The sequence below is a fragment of the Massilia sp. BSC265 genome, from assembly GCF_000740675.1.
GTDB lineage: Bacteria > Pseudomonadota > Gammaproteobacteria > Burkholderiales > Burkholderiaceae_D > Telluria.
Genome location: NZ_JPXI01000022.1, coordinates 13,846 through 29,487, shown reverse-complemented (window position 1 = coordinate 29,487; position 15,642 = coordinate 13,846). Strand labels below are relative to the sequence as shown.

14 protein-coding genes are annotated in these 15,642 nt (G+C 66.6%); 9 read left to right on the top strand and 5 right to left on the bottom strand.

All coding sequences use genetic code 11. The features are described 5' to 3' along the window. The first annotated feature begins 73 nt into the window (after window positions 1-73). Window positions 74-2,422 carry a M28 family peptidase gene (locus MA09_RS03610; protein WP_081897404.1) on the top strand — a complete coding sequence of 783 codons (2,349 nt, stop codon included), beginning with the start codon at window positions 74-76 and terminating at the stop codon, window positions 2,420-2,422. A gap of 73 nt (window positions 2,423-2,495) precedes the next feature. After that, a complete protein-coding gene (locus MA09_RS03605; protein WP_036245570.1) occupies window positions 2,496-4,151 on the top strand; it encodes a M28 family peptidase in 1,656 nt (551 codons plus the stop codon). 169 nt (window positions 4,152-4,320) lie between these two features. Here MA09_RS03605 and MA09_RS03600 read toward each other — a convergent pair whose 3' ends face one another. Next, window positions 4,321-5,262: a bestrophin family protein gene (locus MA09_RS03600; protein WP_036245569.1), complete on the bottom strand. Its 942-nt coding sequence runs from the start codon at window positions 5,260-5,262 to the stop codon at window positions 4,321-4,323. A gap of 115 nt (window positions 5,263-5,377) precedes the next feature. On the opposite strand from MA09_RS03600, the gene hpaR reads away from it, so the two are divergent. Then, window positions 5,378-5,866 (top strand): homoprotocatechuate degradation operon regulator HpaR, encoded by a 489-nt coding sequence (hpaR, locus tag MA09_RS03595; protein WP_036245568.1) that lies wholly within the window; start codon window positions 5,378-5,380, stop codon window positions 5,864-5,866. A gap of 12 nt (window positions 5,867-5,878) precedes the next feature. Here hpaR and MA09_RS03590 read toward each other — a convergent pair whose 3' ends face one another. From MA09_RS03590 to MA09_RS03575, 4 genes are all read right to left on the bottom strand, one after another. Further along, complete coding sequence (locus MA09_RS03590; protein WP_036245567.1) at window positions 5,879-6,388, bottom strand: hypothetical protein; 510 nt, start codon at window positions 6,386-6,388, stop codon at window positions 5,879-5,881. A gap of 55 nt (window positions 6,389-6,443) precedes the next feature. Next, window positions 6,444-6,965, bottom strand: a complete 522-nt coding sequence (gene sodC / locus MA09_RS03585; protein ID WP_036245566.1) for a superoxide dismutase family protein — start codon at window positions 6,963-6,965, stop codon at window positions 6,444-6,446. Between the two features lie 223 nt (window positions 6,966-7,188). After that, window positions 7,189-8,109 carry a hypothetical protein gene (locus MA09_RS03580; RefSeq protein WP_036245565.1) on the bottom strand — a complete coding sequence of 307 codons (921 nt, stop codon included), beginning with the start codon at window positions 8,107-8,109 and terminating at the stop codon, window positions 7,189-7,191. A 134-nt stretch (window positions 8,110-8,243) separates the two neighbouring features. After that, entirely contained in the window at window positions 8,244-10,940 is a 2,697-nt protein-coding gene (locus MA09_RS03575; RefSeq protein ID WP_161783191.1) for an ATP-binding protein, read from the bottom strand. A gap of 479 nt (window positions 10,941-11,419) precedes the next feature. Between MA09_RS03575 and MA09_RS03570 the strand changes: the two genes are divergently transcribed. The 6 genes from MA09_RS03570 to MA09_RS03545 all read left to right on the top strand — a co-directional run bounded on the left by MA09_RS03570 (window position 11,420) and on the right by MA09_RS03545 (window position 15,635). Beyond that, window positions 11,420-11,848 carry a CsgE family curli-type amyloid fiber assembly protein gene (locus MA09_RS03570; protein ID WP_051933137.1) on the top strand — a complete coding sequence of 143 codons (429 nt, stop codon included), beginning with the start codon at window positions 11,420-11,422 and terminating at the stop codon, window positions 11,846-11,848. 22 nt (window positions 11,849-11,870) lie between these two features. Then, entirely contained in the window at window positions 11,871-12,296 is a 426-nt protein-coding gene (locus MA09_RS03565; protein WP_036245564.1) for a curli assembly protein CsgF, read from the top strand. After that, window positions 12,293-13,207, top strand: a complete 915-nt coding sequence (locus MA09_RS03560; protein ID WP_051933136.1) for a CsgG/HfaB family protein — start codon at window positions 12,293-12,295, stop codon at window positions 13,205-13,207. Before MA09_RS03565 ends, MA09_RS03560 begins: the two co-directional genes overlap by 4 nt. Beyond that, window positions 13,204-13,629: a hypothetical protein gene (locus tag MA09_RS03555; protein WP_081897402.1), complete on the top strand. Its 426-nt coding sequence runs from the start codon at window positions 13,204-13,206 to the stop codon at window positions 13,627-13,629. The genes MA09_RS03560 and MA09_RS03555 overlap by 4 nt, the downstream gene beginning before the upstream one ends. Before the next feature lie 53 nt (window positions 13,630-13,682). Beyond that, window positions 13,683-14,636: a hypothetical protein gene (locus MA09_RS03550; protein ID WP_036245563.1), complete on the top strand. Its 954-nt coding sequence runs from the start codon at window positions 13,683-13,685 to the stop codon at window positions 14,634-14,636. An 84-nt stretch (window positions 14,637-14,720) separates the two neighbouring features. Then, a complete protein-coding gene (locus MA09_RS03545; RefSeq protein ID WP_036245562.1) occupies window positions 14,721-15,635 on the top strand; it encodes a hypothetical protein in 915 nt (304 codons plus the stop codon). The last annotated feature ends 7 nt before the right edge of the window (window positions 15,636-15,642 follow it).

The following is a 15,642-nucleotide window of genomic DNA, read 5'->3' as shown; positions in this document are numbered from 1 at the left end:
CCTGCGGCCAGGAGACCGCCACCGGCGACGCAGCAGCACCGACAACAACACGAATAAAGGAGAAAGAAGCACCATGCCGACCACTGGAATACCGACGGCGCCATCGCGCGCCCCTGCCGGGAGAACGCTGGCCGTGCTGGCGGCCGGCCTGCTTGCCGCTGCCGTACTGGCCATCCTGGCCTGGAGCGCGACCCGCAGCACCGCCCCGCCCGCCCATGCGGCTTCTGCACCGCCCGCGCTCGACCGGATGATGGGCCACGTCTCCGTGCTGGCCGCGCAGCCGCGCCCGATCGCCACCGCCGCCAATGCCCGGGCGCGCGACTACATCCTCGAACAGCTGCGCGCCATGGGCCTGCGGCCGCGGGTAGAAACCACCATGGTGCAGAAGTCGACCGTCCGCTTCTGGGGCGGCACCGATGTGACGCTCGGCGTCGTGCATAACATCGTGGTGCGCCTGCCCGGCAGCGCGCCGGACCGGGCGCGCCGCCCCGCGCTGCTGCTGGCGGCGCACTACGACAGCGGCAACGCCACCCTTGGCGCGGCGCGCGGCGCGGCCCAGGTGGCGGCCATGATCGAGACCGCGCGGGCGCTACACCTCGGCCCGGCGCATCCCGAGGCGCACAAGAACGACATCGTCATGCTGTTCCTCGATGGCGAAGAGGTCGGCGGGCTCGGCGCCAAGGGCTTCGCCGAGCAGCATCCGCTGGCGCGCAGCATCGGCCTGACGCTCAAGTTCGACGCCTTCGGCAGCGCCGGGCCGCTGCAACTCTATGCAGCCACCGGCGCGGGCAGCGGCGCGCTGGGCGGCTGGACGCAGGCGGTGCCCGGCATGGGGGGCTCGTCGCTGATGGCGCGCCTCTACAAGCTGCGTCCGGACACGCCGCGCATCGGTCCGCTGGCCGCCATCGATGCCCCCGCCCTGCTGTTCGTGAACACCGGCCGGCCCTTCGACGGCCGACGCGCGCTCGATACCGTGGAGCGCCTCGACCCGGCCATGCTGGCCAATCTGGGCGACAGCATGCTGCGCCTGGCGCGCCACTTCGGCGGGCAGACGCTCGCACGCGGCACCTCCGGCCCGCACGCCTGGTTCACCTTGCCGCTGGCCGGCAGCTTCCAGCATTCCGCGATCCTGTGCTGGAGCCTGGCGGCGCTGTCCTGCCTGATGCTGGCGCACGGCTACCGCCAGGCCCTGGGCGGGACCGACACCACGGTCGCGCCGCTGGTGCAGGGCTTCTTCGGCGTGGCGCTGATCCTGCTGGCGATGCGCATGCTGCTGTGGGAGCGACGTCACGAACTGGCCGCGCTGGCGCAGGCGCAGGAGACCGGGCCGGCCATCGTGTTCCTGGTTTCTGGCGCCTGCCTGTTCGTCGGCGCGCTCTACCTGCTGCGCAGGCTGACCGGCGCGACATCCGTGTTCCTGGGAACGATGGCCTGGCTGACGCTGGCGCTGCTGCTGGGTCTCTTGTGGGCGCCGGAGACCGCCTGGCTGCTGGCATGGCCGCTGGCCGCGGCGCTGGCCGCCTTCACGGCGCTGCAGGCGCCGCGGCCGATTCTGCTTCCACTTCCGCTGCGCGTCCTGATCCTGGCCGCCGGCCTGCTTCCTGCGACGCTGCTCATCCTGCCGGCGCTGCGCGACGCCTGGACGGAGCTCGGCCCGCAGGGACTGTACGTGGTGGCGGTGCTGATCACCGCCATTCTGCTGTGCTTTGCCAGCCTGTTCCTGCTGCTGCCGCTGGGACGCGTGGTCGGCGCGGGAGTAGCCGCAGCCTTCGCAGCCTGCATGGCGCTGCCGGGCCAGGCCTCTGGTCCTGCGCTGCAGGAGCGGCCGATCGTCGAGCCGAACCGCCTGGTCTACTTCAAGGACATGAACAGTTGGCGCGCTTACTGGCTGCTGCCGCAGGATGGGCAACAGCGCCCGCTCGACGCCTGGTCGAAGCAGCTGTTCCCGAACCTGGACAAGCCGAGTATCTACGTCGACGTGTTCGGCTGGCACAGCCCGCGCCAGTGGTTCGCGATCGCGCCGCGCGAGGACCGCATCGCCTTTCCGGAAGCGACCATGCTGCGCAACCCGCGGCTGGCCGCGCCCACGCCCAATCCGCCCTTGCGCCAGGTGGAATTCACGCTGCGCTCGAAGAACCGCGCGCCGCACATCCAGATGCATGTGACCGGCACCAAACCGCGCCGCGCCAGCCTGAACGGTCGCGTCCTGATCGCGCAGGAAACCCCGTTGTCGCTGTCGCTGTACGGGATGGAAGACCAGCTACTGCGCTTCACCATCGACGCACCGAACGACGACCCGCTGGCGGTGATCGTCGAGGAGCGCATCCCGGGACTTCCGGAACACCTGCTGCCGCCCGGCGCGCCGCCGCGCATGCCGGGAACGGGCATGACGGTCTCCGCGGACGTGCTGCGGTTTTACTGAGCTGTTGGCATACAATGGCTGGTGCACGCGGGCACGCCGTGCACCATCCATTCAACCCAAGCAGCAGGAAACCATGCACAAGATCGTCTCCTCCGTTGTCCTCACCGCCCTCGCAAGCGGCCTGGCGCTGGCCTACCCGGCACACGCGGCCCCGCAGAAAGTGTCAATGTCCAAGTCGGCGCAAGCCGCCACCGTCAAGGAAGCGCCCCTGCGCGCCCACCTCGCCTTCCTGTCGTCCGACGCCCTCGAAGGGCGAGGCACCGGCCAGCGCGGCGGCGAACTGACCGTCACCTATCTCGAAACCCAGAGCGCCGCGATCGGCCTGCAGCCTGCGAACAAGGGCAGCTACCGCCAGCCGGTGAAGATCGCCGGCGTGCGTTCGCTGCCCTCGAAGAGCAATATCGGCCTGATCGCCGGCGGCCAGCCGCTGCCTGCGGAGTTCGGCGCCGACTGGGTCTGGGGTCCGGGCGATGCGAAAGCCGACCACACGCTCGACGCCGAGATGGTCTTCGTGGGCTACGGCATCAACGCGCCGGAAGAAGGCTGGGACGACTTCAAGGGCCAGGACTTCAAGGGCAAGGTGCTGGTGATGATGGTGAACGATCCGAAGCCGACCGCCCTTGAACCGAAGCGCTTCAACGGCGAAGGCCTGACCTATTACGGCCGCTGGACCTATAAACTGGAAGAAGCGGCGCGCCAGGGCGCGGCCGGCGTCCTGCTGATCCACACCGACGCCTCGGCCTCGTACGGCTGGAGCGTGGTGCAGAACAGCTGGGCCAATGCCGAGCGCTTCCAGCTGGCCGAGGGCAAGCTGGGCACCGGCCTGCAGGGCTGGATGACCGACGCCACCGCGCGCAAGCTGTTCGCTGCCGCCGGCCAGGACCTCGACAAGCTGCGCGCCGCCGCGGAAGACAAGAACTTCAAGCCGGTCGTCCTGAACGCCCGTGTGAAGGGCGAGGCGCGCGCCGAAGTGCGTACGCTGAACGAGTTCAACGTGGCCGGCATCGTGCCGGGCACCGATCCGAAGCTGAAGGACGAGCTGGTGGTCTACAGCGCGCACTGGGACCACATGGGCAAGCAGGGTACCGAGGGCGACACCATCTTCAACGGCGCCGTCGACAATGCCTCCGGCACCGCCGCCCTGCTGGCGATGGCGCAGGAAGCCGTGCGCAACCCGGCCAAGCGCAGCCAGATGTTCTTGTGGGTCGCCGCGGAAGAACAGGGCCTGCTGGGCAGCGCGGCCTATGCCGCGGCGCCCTTGTGGCCGATCGAGAAGACCGTCGCCAACCTGAACCTGGACAGCCTGAACTTCGTGGGACTGGTCAAGGATGTCAGCACCCCCGGCAGCGAGCGCACCGACCTGGGCGCAATGGCGGCCGCCACCGCCTCGAGGATGGGCTTGACGATCGCACCAAGCAAGCCTGACCTGGGCGGCGGCTACTTCCGCAGCGACCACTTCAGCTTCGCCAAGGCCGGCGTGCCGGCGTTCTCGGTGGGTGCGGGCAGCAGCTGGGTGAAGGATGTCGAAGCGAACAACGCCAAGCGCAAGGCCTACGGCGCACGCTACCACCAGGCGAACGATGAATACGATCCGAGCTGGGACCTGTCGGGCATGGTGCAGCAGGCGCAGTTCACGCTGAACCTGGGACGCATGGTGGCGGATTCGCCGAAGGCGCCGCAGTGGAAGGCGGGGGATCCGTTCGGTAAAGCTCGTACCGCAGCCAAATAAGTCGGGTGCACGGCTTCGCCGTGCGCGCGTTCAACCGGTGCATGCGCAGCCGTTATGTCTGTTCATGCGAGCGTTGAACGCGCGGTCGGCGGAGCCGACCACCCTACGGTTCGCGGCAATTCAAGCGTCGGCATCGCCCTGTACGGCTCGGCCAGGCCGACTTCGGCAATTACATCAGGCAGAAATCGACCGGCTCCAGCGCCGGCGGCAGGTCCTCGTCTTCCAGCGCAGTGCGCAGGTCGATCTCGATCGTGCGGCAGATGGCGTCGAGCGGCAGGTCGTTGGGCTCCATGCCGAACGGTTCCTCGAGCTCGTCGCCGAGGGCATCGAGGCCGAAGAAGGTATAGGCCACGATCGCCACCACGACCGGCGTCATGAAACCGATGGTGTCGACCAGGCCGAAGGGCAGTAGGAAGCAGTACAGGTAGGCGGTGCGGTGCAGCAGCACCGAATAGGAAAAAGGGATGGGCGTGTTCTTGATGCGCTCGCACGCGGCCGCGGCGGCAGTCATCGCGGTCAGGGTGGCATCGATGTTGGCGGCCAGGCAGGCGTCGATGCGGCCCTCCTTCACGCACTGGCCGAGGTCCTGGCCCATTCTGCGCATCAGGTAGTCCGGCTTGTTGCGCACCCCTTCCATGCGCTCGAATTCCTGCGGCGCCAGGAAACGGGCCAGGCCCGGGTCTGGCGGACGGTGGCGCAGCTGGTCGCGCAAGGCGCTGCAGAAGGCGATGCCGCGCAGGACCATGCGTACCCGCAGGTCGTTCATGCCGTTGCGCGCCAGCGCCGGCCCGTCGCCTCCTATCAAGCCCGTGCACTGGCGCGCCAGGCTGCGGCTGCGCAGCACCAGCTCGCCCCACAGCTTGCGCCCTTCCCAGAAGCGGTCGTAGGCCGAATTGTTGCGGAAACCGAGGAAGATCGCGAGCGGCAGGCCGATCAGGGTAAACGGGATGGGGGTGACCGTGATCTTCAGGCCGCCGAGCACGCCGTGCGTCCAGGTGACCATGATGGCGATCGCCACGTTGACGAGGAGCGTGGGCAGGATGCGCGGCAGGACCGAACCGCGCAGCACCAGGAACAGCCTGAGGCCGGAAGGCCTGTCTCGGATAATCACGATCTCTGCCGCTTGAAAATGATATCGGCCCACGCCGATATTCGCTAATATGTTCGCAAGTTAATCACTAATATGTTAGCCAGTCAAGCTTGCCATCCTGCAGAATGGAGTAAAAGTGTCCCGCCGTATCACCAACCGCGACCTGCCGCAGCAGCTGTTAATAGCGCGCGACGTGCTGATGTCGCACTTCCGCCCGGTGCTGAACCACTTTGGCGTGACCGAGCAGCAGTGGCGCATCCTGCGCGCGCTGGACGAGCACGGACAGCTCGAGCCGCGCGAGCTGTGCGAGCTGTGCCGGATCCTGAGCCCGAGCATGGCGGGCGTGCTGGCGCGCATGGAAGAGATGGGACTGGTGCGGCGCCGGCGCGTGGCGGCCGACGCGCGCCGGGTGATGGTGCGCCTGACGCCGCAGGGCGATTCGCTGTTCGACGAGATCGCGCCGCTGATCGAGCGTCAGTACCGGCTCATGGAAAAGGCGTGGGGCAAGCGCGTGCTCGACGATGTGTCGGCCGCGCTGGCCGGCTTCATCGCGGCGCAGGCGACGCCGGTGGCCCAGGTGGAACTGCCGGAAGATGGCCGGCAGGGGCAGCAGGCCGGAGAGTGAAGCGCAGGCAGCTCAGTCGAGCCAGCACAGTGCCGGCCACGGGAACAAGTGCCGGCGCAGGGCCGGCGTCAACCCGGCGAACCCGTTCCCACGCCGCCGGGTCAAGCCGAGCACGGCGAAACCCATACCCAGCAGGCTGAGCGACAATGGTTCGGGGAGCGCGTGTCCGGCCGGCTCGGCAGCCTGCACCATGACCTGCTCCTGCGCATGGCTGGCCCCGTTTGCGGGGGAAGGTGCTTCGGTCGCCGTGGCGGCGTGGGCGTCATGGATGAAGAAAGCGAGGACGGCGCGCAGGATCTCGGCGCCTGCCGTACCCTGGATGTCCAGCCCCAGGTCGCCGTTCTGGTAGGCCCGGGCACCGGCTGCGTCGCCGGGGCTGCCGTCCTCCAGGGCTGGCACGTCTGCCGGGACGGCGGATACCTTGGTTTGCGGTGCAGGAAAAGCCTCGGGGTGCAGCAGCATGGCGCCGCTGTCGAATGCCAGCAGGAGCAAGGCCAGACTCATCAGGGAGTGAAATTTCATTTCTTTTTCTTGCCTATTTTGAAATTTAATTTCATCGCTGATGTGCCAGGGATGGCTACTGGATGACGCCGCAGGCGATCCTGCCGCCTCCGCCGCCGAGCGGTGCCGGGTGGTCGGCATGGTTGTCGCCGCCCGCATGGATCATCAGGGCCTTGCCCTTGACGTCTGCCAGCTTCAGGCGCGGGGCCAAGACCGGGTTGGTGGCGGCGCCCTTCTCGTCGACCGTCAGGGCCGGCAGGTCGCCGAGGTGGCCGTCGCCCCAGGGCAGGCCGTGCTTGCCGGTCTTGGACGGGTCGAGGTGGCCGCCGGCAGCGCCCGCAGGCACCGGCTTGCCATCCTTCTGGTTCGGACCGCAGCTGCCGTTTTCATGCACGTGGAAGCCGTGCAGGCCAGCCGGCAGCTTGGTGAGCGCCGGGGTGAACACGAGGCCGTAGCGCGTTTCGCTGATGGTCACGGTGCCGACCTCGGCCCCCTCTCCTTTTTCGGTCGCCATCTTCATGGTGACCTTCATGTCGGCGGCATTGGCAAGGGCACAAGTGGCGCCCAGCATGACGGCGCACATCCATCGAATGTTCATACAAACCTCCTTCGAGATCCGGTTGAGATGATAGAAAACCACGCAAGTGTATTCCATCCCCTTGCGTGGGGGATGTTCCGGTGAACACCCCGTTGCGCCGGATCGATTGCCCATTTCGCGCCCTGCGGCTTGCGGCGACGCGTCCAGCCGAGCGATGCCGGGCCGTTGTCGTAGAGGTGAATGAAGTCGACCGAGCCCTTCGCCGCTTCGCCGCTGCTTTCGCTTACATTCTAGAGATGGCGGGGCGCAGGATGGCCAGCAGGCCGGCCTCGGAGGTGCACCCGAATTTCTCGTAGACCGCCTTCACGCAGTCGCGCAGCACGGCATCGCTGACGTCCATGCGCGAGCGCGCGGCTTCTCGGCCGCCGCCCAGGCCCATCCAGAAGGCCACTTCCATCTGCTGCGGCGACAGCTCGACGCTGCCCAGCGCACGCCAGATCCGCAGCGGCATCGGCACCACGAACTTCAGGAAGATGCCGACGGTGCGGCTGTGGATGGCGTCATAGGAGCCGGCGCTCATCCACTGCGCGCGCGCTTCCAGCACGCCGCCGGCCAGCTCCAGCGTCCCGGCCGGTACGCGCCACGGATAGCGCTCGCCGTACACCACCGACTCCACCAGGCGCAGGCAGAACGGCGGAACGGTAGAGCGGTCGAATACCTGCTGCTCCTGCGAGGCCAGCTGGTCGAGCAGCGCGCCGGCCGAGTCGCTCAGGAACAGGATGTCGCCATTGGTCGTGGCCAACAGCATGGCCTCGTCCTCGATCACCCCCAGCAGGCCGTTGCCGCTTGTGACGGCGTTGCGTAGCGCATGGTCGAAGTAGTTGGCGACGCGTCCCAGGTCTTCCTCGTCGTCCGCATCGAAAGGCGGGCCGTCGTCGCGCAACAGGGTCAGGGTGCCGAGCGGGTTGGCTGCCTGCCCGAGGCGCACCTCGAGCACGTGGGCGGCGCGGGCGCGCGCTTCGCCTGGCGCCACGCCGAAGTCGACCGAATCGCCATAAAAGTAGCCGTTGGGCGGCGGCAGCACGCCCAGCACGCTCGCCTCATGCAGGTCTTCCGGCGTCTGTTGCGCGTGCAGGAACAGCTGGGACGCGCTGTTGGGGATCAGCTCGCGCACCAGCTCGAGCGCATCGGGGATGAGGGTCATCAGGTGCAGGCCGCCGGAACACAGGATTCGCAGGCGCGCCCACTGGCGACTGTTCTTTTTACGGGACACGGGACGATAAAGATGTCGGGGATTCAACAATATTGCTGAGTTATAGCAACAAAGTCAACTCACAATCAACTTACGTCTGCAATATCCGCTTCCCTTGCCACACCCTCTTGCGCCACATCGACCGGCTGGCACTGCGGCAGCCGGGCCAGGATGTCCGCCAGTGCCCGGAACTCCACCGGCTTGACCAGGTGATGGTCGAAGCCGGCCTGCTTCGAGAGGTCGCGGTCGCGCGCCTGGCCGTAGCCGGTAAGCGCGATGAAGCTGGCTTTGGGGTGGTCGCGGCGCAGGCGGCGCGCCAGCTCGTAGCCGGTCATGTCGGGCAGGCCGATGTCGAGGATGAAGGCGTGGGTATCCGCGATCTCGCCGGCGGCGAGCGTGCGCACGGCGCCGTCGAACACGTGCACGGTGTGCCCCTGCTCGCGCAGCAGCACCGCCAGCGACTGCGCCGCATCGACATTGTCGTCCACGATGGTGAGCATGCACGGCACCACCGGCTGCGCATCGCCCACCCGGCGCGGCGGCGCCGGCGCCATGCTCGCTTCGGCCTCGAACGCCAGGGGCAGCAGCACCGACACCGACGAGCCCAAATTCGGCCCATCGCTGTGCGCCTCGACCTGGCCGCCGTGCATCTGGACGATGGTCTTCACCAGCGCCAGGCCGATCCCGAGGCCGCCCTGCGAGCGGTCCGGCGTGCGCTCGGCCTGGGTGAACAGGTCGAACACGTGCGGCAGCAGCTTGGCGTCCATGCCGGTGCCGTTGTCGATGACCGTCATGCGCGCCTGCTCCGGGCCGGCTTCCAGGCGCAGCGTGATCTTGCCGCCCTGCGGCGTGTACTTGGCTGCATTGTTCAGCAGGTTGACCAGCACCTGCACCAGGCGCGTGCGGTCGCCTGCCACCAGCACCGGATGCATGGGCGCCTCGACCGTCAGCGCATGCTTGCGTTCCTCGATGTGGGGGCGCGCCTGCTCGACGGCGGCGCGCAGCACGCCCGTCAGTTCCAGCGTCTCGGTTTCCAGCTTCACCAGGCCGCGGGTGACGCGCGAGACGTCCAGCAAATCGTCCACCAGCTCCGTCATGTGGCGCACCTGGCGCGAGATGATATTGCCGGCCTTGAGGCGCAGGCTCTCGTCGACGCCCGGCATCTTGAGCAGCTGGGCCGCGTTGGTGATCGGCGCCAGCGGGTTGCGCAGCTCGTGCGCCAGCATGGCGAGGAACTCGTCCTTCATCTTGCTGTGGCGCTCGGCCTCGGATCTAGCGGCGCGCTCGCTGGCCAGGATGCCTTCGCGCTCCTTCGCCGCGCGCTGCGCCAGTTCGTACAGGCGCGCGTTGTCGATCGCCACCGCGGCCTGGGCCACGAAGCCGGAGATGAGCTGCTCGGTGCGCTCGTCGAACATCTTCGGCTGCGAATGGCCGAAGAACAGGCCGCCCAGCACCTCGCCCGAGCGCGAGCTGACCGAGGCGGCCAGGTAGCTGCGCACCGGCAGGTGCCCCTTCGGCATGCCGTGGTGCGGGCCCATGCTGCCGTAGCGTGGGTCCTTGGTGATGTCGTCGCTGCGGAGAGGCGGGCTGCCATCGAACGTGGGTCCGAAGATGGCGGTCGGGCGCGGATGGCCGAGGTGTTCGAAGGCTTCGCGCGGGGCGCCGCTGAGCGTGTACAGCAGGTAGGCGTCGCCGTTGGCGTCCTGGCCGTTGTAGAAGAAGGCGCCGAATTCGGCGCCGGTCAGCTCGGTGGCGGCGTCGGTGACCGACTGCAGCAGGGTGTCGATGTCGAGGGTGGAGGCCAGCACCTTGCCGGCGCGGTTGAGCAGCTCGAGCATGCGCGTCTCTGCGCGCAGCGCTTCCTCGGCGCGGATGCGGCGCAGCGCCTCCCAGGTGCGGCGCGCCAGGTCTTCGGCCAGGGTGCGCTCGTCGTCGGTCCAGCGGTAGGGATGGTCCTTGTACAGGAAGCCGGCGCCGTGCAGGCGGTCGCCATCCTTGAGCGGGATGACCACCACCGAATGGATGCCGAGCATCAGGCAAGGTTTGGCGACGGCGGCGCATTCCGGGTCGGTCGAGACGTCGTCGATGCAGAGGGTGGTGCCGGCGCGCAGCGCCTCGAGCTGGTTCGGCGACAGCATGTCCACGGGCAGCGTGCCCTGGGCGCCGCCGGTCTCGACGCCGTCCTTCCACTCTTCCTTCACGGTGAACGTGCGCTTGTGTTCGTCGAGTTCGACGTAGGCGACGTTGGAGTTGGTGAAGTATTCGCTGGTGAGGCCGATGGTGGCCTTGAGCATGGGACCGAATTCGGTCTCGCGGCGCAGGGTGTCGGCGAGCTTGACCTGGTAGGCCCGGCGCCGTTCGCCCAGCACGGCCTTGGTGATGTCGGCAAAGGTGACCAAGACGCCCTCGACCTTGCCGCTGTTGCCGTAGATCGGGCTGTACGAATAGCTGAAGTAGCAGGTCTCGTAGTAGCCGTAGCGGTTGATGGTCAGCGGCAGCCCTTCGGAGCCGAGCGCCGTGCCCTGGCGCACCTGCTCCCACATCGGTCCGATGGTCGGCCAGATCTCGGACCAGGTGACGCGGACGTCATTGCCCAGGGCCGCATCCTGCTTGTCGCCGAGGATGGGGAGGTAGGCGTCGTTGAAGAACTGGACGTACTCGTCGCCCCAGGCGAGGTAGGCCGGCAGGCGCAGGTCGAGTACGGTGCGGACGGCGCTTTTCAGGCTTTGGGGCCAACTTGCAACCGGGCCGACGGGCGTGGTCTCCCAGGGGAAGGCGCGCATGCGGCGCTCCATTTCCGTCATTGGGGCGGATGCGCTCGTAGCATCCGAAGTCGCGTCAAAGGGCCAGGGCATGTTGCTCGGAAGGCAAAATTGTGAAAAAACCGATAACTCAGCGGTGCATGATAGCAGTCATTACAAGGGATCGGCGTACGGATGAGTTAAGTGGACAACATTGTGGGAAGCTCTGCGGACAGTAGTCGACCTTGCCGACATTGACGATCTGCACAGGACGCCGTATTCGGTGTAGTACGGCCCCTTGTCGGAATGAACGCAGCATCCTGCCGCCAAATCCGATCCCCTTCTTCCGTTATCACCCTCATTCTTTCCCCACGCCAGCACATCGCGCTGGCCCTGCCCACAGCATTGCCCCACACGCCCGGCAAGTGTGACAGGCCTCAAATGCCGAGCCCGTATCCTCGTTCACACTCGGTTCATATAATTTTTACAATCATCTATAAATTTTTTGCAACAGTCTCCTGATGATGAGCAAAACCTGCTGCATCCTGTTCTCGATCTTTCCGCTCGCATGGCCCCCCGTCGCATATGCAGCGCCGGAACCGCAAGGCAGCCGCGAGACACAGCAAGACGCCTGGGGCATCATCACCAACCAGGCGGTCACGGTTGCAGGCCAGGAGTTCTGCAAACACTTCATCGCCGAATGGCGCGACAAGCCCGGCAGCGAACGCTACACCCTCGCCATTGGCGAGCGCCCCTCGGCGCGCTGGGGCAGCCAGGTCTGGGTCGAGTTTGCACAGCGGCGGCTGCTCCAGCTGCAGTTGCCGCCGGCGCGCGCCGGCTTGCAGGCGCTCGCGGCCAGCGCTGCCGACAGCGTCTACGAGTCCATCCTCGACATCGAACGCCAGCGCCAGCTGGTCCACGACGCCGATCTCGCACGCGACGAATTCTGATCCTGTCATGAAGGAGTAAGCCATGTCCCCACGAGCGTTCCTGTACTTCGCCTGCGGCCTCATGTTCTGGAGCAGTGCTGCCTGCGCCACCGAACTGGTGTATACGCCGGTCAATCCGAACTTCGGCGGCCATCCGAACAACGGGCCGACCCTGCTCTCGCTGGCGTCGGCCACCAACAAGCATGGCGCCAAGTCCGGTCTCGGCAGCTCGTCGCTGAACCAGACGCCGCTGCAGCAGTTCAACCAGACGCTCGAGCGGATGGTGCTGAGCCAGCTGGCTTCCTCCGCTACCTCCAAGCTGATGGGCCAGGACGGCAAGCTCATTCCCGGCACCTTCTCCACCGAAAACTTCGTCATCACGGTGACCGACCTGGGCGGCGGCGTCCTGCGCGTGACGACCACGGAAAAAGCCACGGGCGTCGTCACCTCGTTCGAGGTGGGCCAATGAACAGCCGCCTGCCGATCGCGCTGGCCGCCATGCTGCTGGTGGTTGGCTGCTCGCACCCTCCCTCCAGGACGCGCGAAGACGCCCAGCTCACGCCCGACACCGCCGTCACGCGCGACCTTCTTGAGCTGCCTGCGCCCAAGGGCAAGATCGCCGTGGCCGTGTATGGCATCCGTGACCAGACCGGCCAGTACAAGCCGGCGCCGGACAGCTCCTTCTCCACCATGGTGACCCAGGGCGCCTCGTCGATGCTGATCCGGGCGCTGCAGGATTCCAACTGGTTCGTCCCGGTCGAGCGCGAGAACCTGCAGAACCTGCTCACCGAGCGCAAGATCATCCGCGCGCTGGAAACGCCGCAGCCGCCGGGCACCCCGGCGGTGCAGGTCCCGCCGCTGCTGGCCGCATCGGTGCTGATCGAAGGCGGCATCGTCGCCTACGAGAGCAACGTGCGCACCGGCGGCGTGGGCGCGCGCTTCCTCGGCATCGGGCTCTCGACGCAGTACCGGGTCGACCAGGTGACCGTCAACCTGCGCACGGTGGACATCCGCGGCGGCCAGATCCTGCAGAGCGTGTCCACCACGAAGACGGTCTACTCCTACGAGCTCCACCCCAGCGTCTTCAAGTTCGTCAACGTGAAGGACCTGGCGGAGTTCGAGGCGGGCGTGACGCGCAACGAGCCGACGCAACTGTGCGTCAACGAAGCCATCGAGGCCGCCGTCGCCCACCTCATCGTGCAGGGCATCAATGCCGGCAACTGGGCGCTCCAGGACGACAAGGACCTGTCCCACCCGGTCGTGCAGCGCTACCTCAAACAGATACAGCCCCACCGTTCGGCCATGCGCATGCCCGTCCCCGGCAATGAGAAGAGCGAGGATCGGCAAATCGCAGCCGTGGGCGCAGGGAGTCTGCAATGAGTGCGGCGCCGCGCACATGGCGGCTCGTGCTGCCGGCCTGCGTCCTGCTGGTGGCGACTGGCGTCCAGGCGAACGATCTGGCCCGGTCTGAACTCGCGCTCCCTGCCCTCGTGAAGCCTGCCGCCGATACGGCACGCCTGGTCGTGGGCCTGGCCAGCCAGCAAAGCCAGGCCTCGGTCACGCAGGATGGGACCGGCAACAGCGCGAGCCTGCTGCAGGGCGGGCTGGAGAACCAGGCTTACGTAGCGCAATACGGCCAACAGAACGACGCCACCATCGTGCAGGGCGGATTGCGCAACCGCGCCGACATCGAGCAGCACGGCATCCTCAACTCCGCCCGCATCGAGCAGCACGGGCGACAAGGCATGGCGCGCATCACCCAGTACGGCAACGGCAAGACGGCAACCATCATTCAGCATTAGGGGCGCTGGGTGGAGTTTCGCTAAGCCCCTGTCCACTTTGAGGAGCAACCCCCATGAAATTCGCACTCTCGACAATCGCAGTCGGCGTGGCCCTGGCATGCGTCTGCCATGGCGCAGCGGCCCAGAATTTGCAGACGAGCGTCACGGTGACGCAGCAGGGCAATGGCAATACCCTGCAAGCGGAGCAGGTCGGTTTCGGAACACCGGATCCGTCGGGCAGGTCGGGCCCACTGGCGACCATCGTCCAGATTGGCGATAACAACCATGTTGGCGGTCCCGGCGCGACCACCGGAGGCCTGTTCCAGCGCGCCCCCAACAACGGTGCGGCGCATATCCAGCAGAACGGCTCGGGAAACAACGCTGGCATCACGCAGGACGGCACCATCAGGGCGGCCGGTCCCCTCGAAGCGCGGATCACGCAACTGGGGAATACCAACACCGCCACGATCAGGCAGGAAATCGTCACCTCGAGCACGGCCATCGTCGAGCAGACCGGCGCGGGCAACGTCGCCGCCGTGGAGCAGCTCAGCAGTGCCGATACGAGCGTGCGGGCCGTGCAGAACGGCAGCAACAACAGGGTGTCGATCCGCCAGTTCGGCGGCCTGTATGCCGGCCCGGATGTCACCCAGAACGGCGACGGGAACACCGCATCGGTGATCAGCGAGGGGGCATTCGCAGGCGGCCCCACCATCGTGCAAACCGGCACCGCGAACAGTGCAAACACGGTGCAAGGTGGCGGCGAGTTCGACAACTCTCTCTCGATCTACCAGCAGGGATCGGGCAACCGTGCCGACGCCGCCCAGCTGGGCGGCAGCCTGACCGCGCGCATCGACCAGAACGGCAACCACAACCTGGCGCGGATCGACCAAGTTGGGGCCGGCAACAACGCCCTGATTGCCCAGGTCGGCAACAGCAATACCGCGCTCGTGCGCCAGGCCGGCCAGGGGTATGTGGCCAACGTCAACCAGACAGGCTCGGGCAATTACACCAACATCTACCAGCACTGAGTTGGCCTGCCGGCACCTTGTTCCTCAGCCTTAGGGGCGCTGGGTGATCTGCGATAAGCCCCTGTTCACTTGAAGGAGTCATCCATGAAAGCGAAGGTCTTGGCTATCTCGGTCGGCACTGTCCTGGCGTGTGCCTGCCATCTTTCTTCGGCCGCGCCAACTGTCACGGTCACGCAGCAAGGCAATGGCAACAGGTCCGATGTCGAACAGGTGGAGTCGCCGCTGCTCTCTACCAGCGCCACCATTACCCAGCTCGGCAACAGCAACCTCGGGAGGGTCGTCCAGCTCAACTCGAGACCGATCGGAACGACTGCAGCGATCATCTATCAGGAAGGATCAGGCAACAGGGCAAGCGTTACGCAAGACGAATCGATCTGGCCCGTCAACGGGATCGTACGGCAGATCGGCAATGGAAACAGCGGCACGATCCGGCAAACCGGGGTCCAGTACAGTGACGCCACGGTTGACCAGAATGGCTTGGGCAACGTCACTGTCCTCGAGCAGATCAACATTACCGACTCCAGCAGCCGGGCTTCGCAAACGGGCAACAACAACCGCATCACGATCAGGCATCAGAACGCCGTGTACGGCGGGCCGAACATCACGCAGATTGGCGATGGCAACAGCGCCTCCGCCGTGACGAATTCGGTGCTGGGCTCGGGACCGCTCATCGTCCAGGACGGCGTCGGAAACAGGGTCAGCACCGTGCAAACCAATACCGATGGTCCGTTCCTGATGATCCGTCAACAAGGGACGGGTAACAGTGCCGATGCTTCTCAGGAAAACGCTATTCACTACGCCGACATCAACCAGAACGGCAACCACAACGTGGTGCGTCTTGCGCAGTCCAGCCCCACCTTGACGGTGTTCGGCAACACAGCGCTCATCGGGCAACTTGGCAACAACAACACCGCGCTGGTGCGGCAGGTAGGCAGTGGCTATGTGGCCAACGTCAGCCAGGTCGGCAACGGCAACTGGACCAGCATCCACCAGCACTGATCCGGTC

What these genes read in the sequence shown, in the direction of transcription:
- MA09_RS03570 (WP_051933137.1), top strand. Translation starts at nt 11,420, where the DNA reads ATGATGAGCAAAACCTGCTGCATCCTGTTCTCGATCTTTCCGCTCGCA.
- MA09_RS03575 (WP_161783191.1), bottom strand. Translation starts at nt 10,940, where the DNA reads ATGCGCGCCTTCCCCTGGGAGACCACGCCCGTCGGCCCGGTTGCAAGT.
- MA09_RS03550 (WP_036245563.1), top strand. Translation starts at nt 13,683, where the DNA reads ATGAAATTCGCACTCTCGACAATCGCAGTCGGCGTGGCCCTGGCATGC.
- MA09_RS03610 (WP_081897404.1), top strand. Translation starts at nt 74, where the DNA reads ATGCCGACCACTGGAATACCGACGGCGCCATCGCGCGCCCCTGCCGGG.
- MA09_RS03555 (WP_081897402.1), top strand. Translation starts at nt 13,204, where the DNA reads ATGAGTGCGGCGCCGCGCACATGGCGGCTCGTGCTGCCGGCCTGCGTC.
- MA09_RS03565 (WP_036245564.1), top strand. Translation starts at nt 11,871, where the DNA reads ATGTCCCCACGAGCGTTCCTGTACTTCGCCTGCGGCCTCATGTTCTGG.
- MA09_RS03605 (WP_036245570.1), top strand. Translation starts at nt 2,496, where the DNA reads ATGCACAAGATCGTCTCCTCCGTTGTCCTCACCGCCCTCGCAAGCGGC.
- MA09_RS03545 (WP_036245562.1), top strand. Translation starts at nt 14,721, where the DNA reads ATGAAAGCGAAGGTCTTGGCTATCTCGGTCGGCACTGTCCTGGCGTGT.
- MA09_RS03580 (WP_036245565.1), bottom strand. Translation starts at nt 8,109, where the DNA reads ATGACCCTCATCCCCGATGCGCTCGAGCTGGTGCGCGAGCTGATCCCC.
- MA09_RS03560 (WP_051933136.1), top strand. Translation starts at nt 12,293, where the DNA reads ATGAACAGCCGCCTGCCGATCGCGCTGGCCGCCATGCTGCTGGTGGTT.
- sodC (WP_036245566.1), bottom strand. Translation starts at nt 6,965, where the DNA reads ATGAACATTCGATGGATGTGCGCCGTCATGCTGGGCGCCACTTGTGCC.
- MA09_RS03590 (WP_036245567.1), bottom strand. Translation starts at nt 6,388, where the DNA reads ATGAAATTTCACTCCCTGATGAGTCTGGCCTTGCTCCTGCTGGCATTC.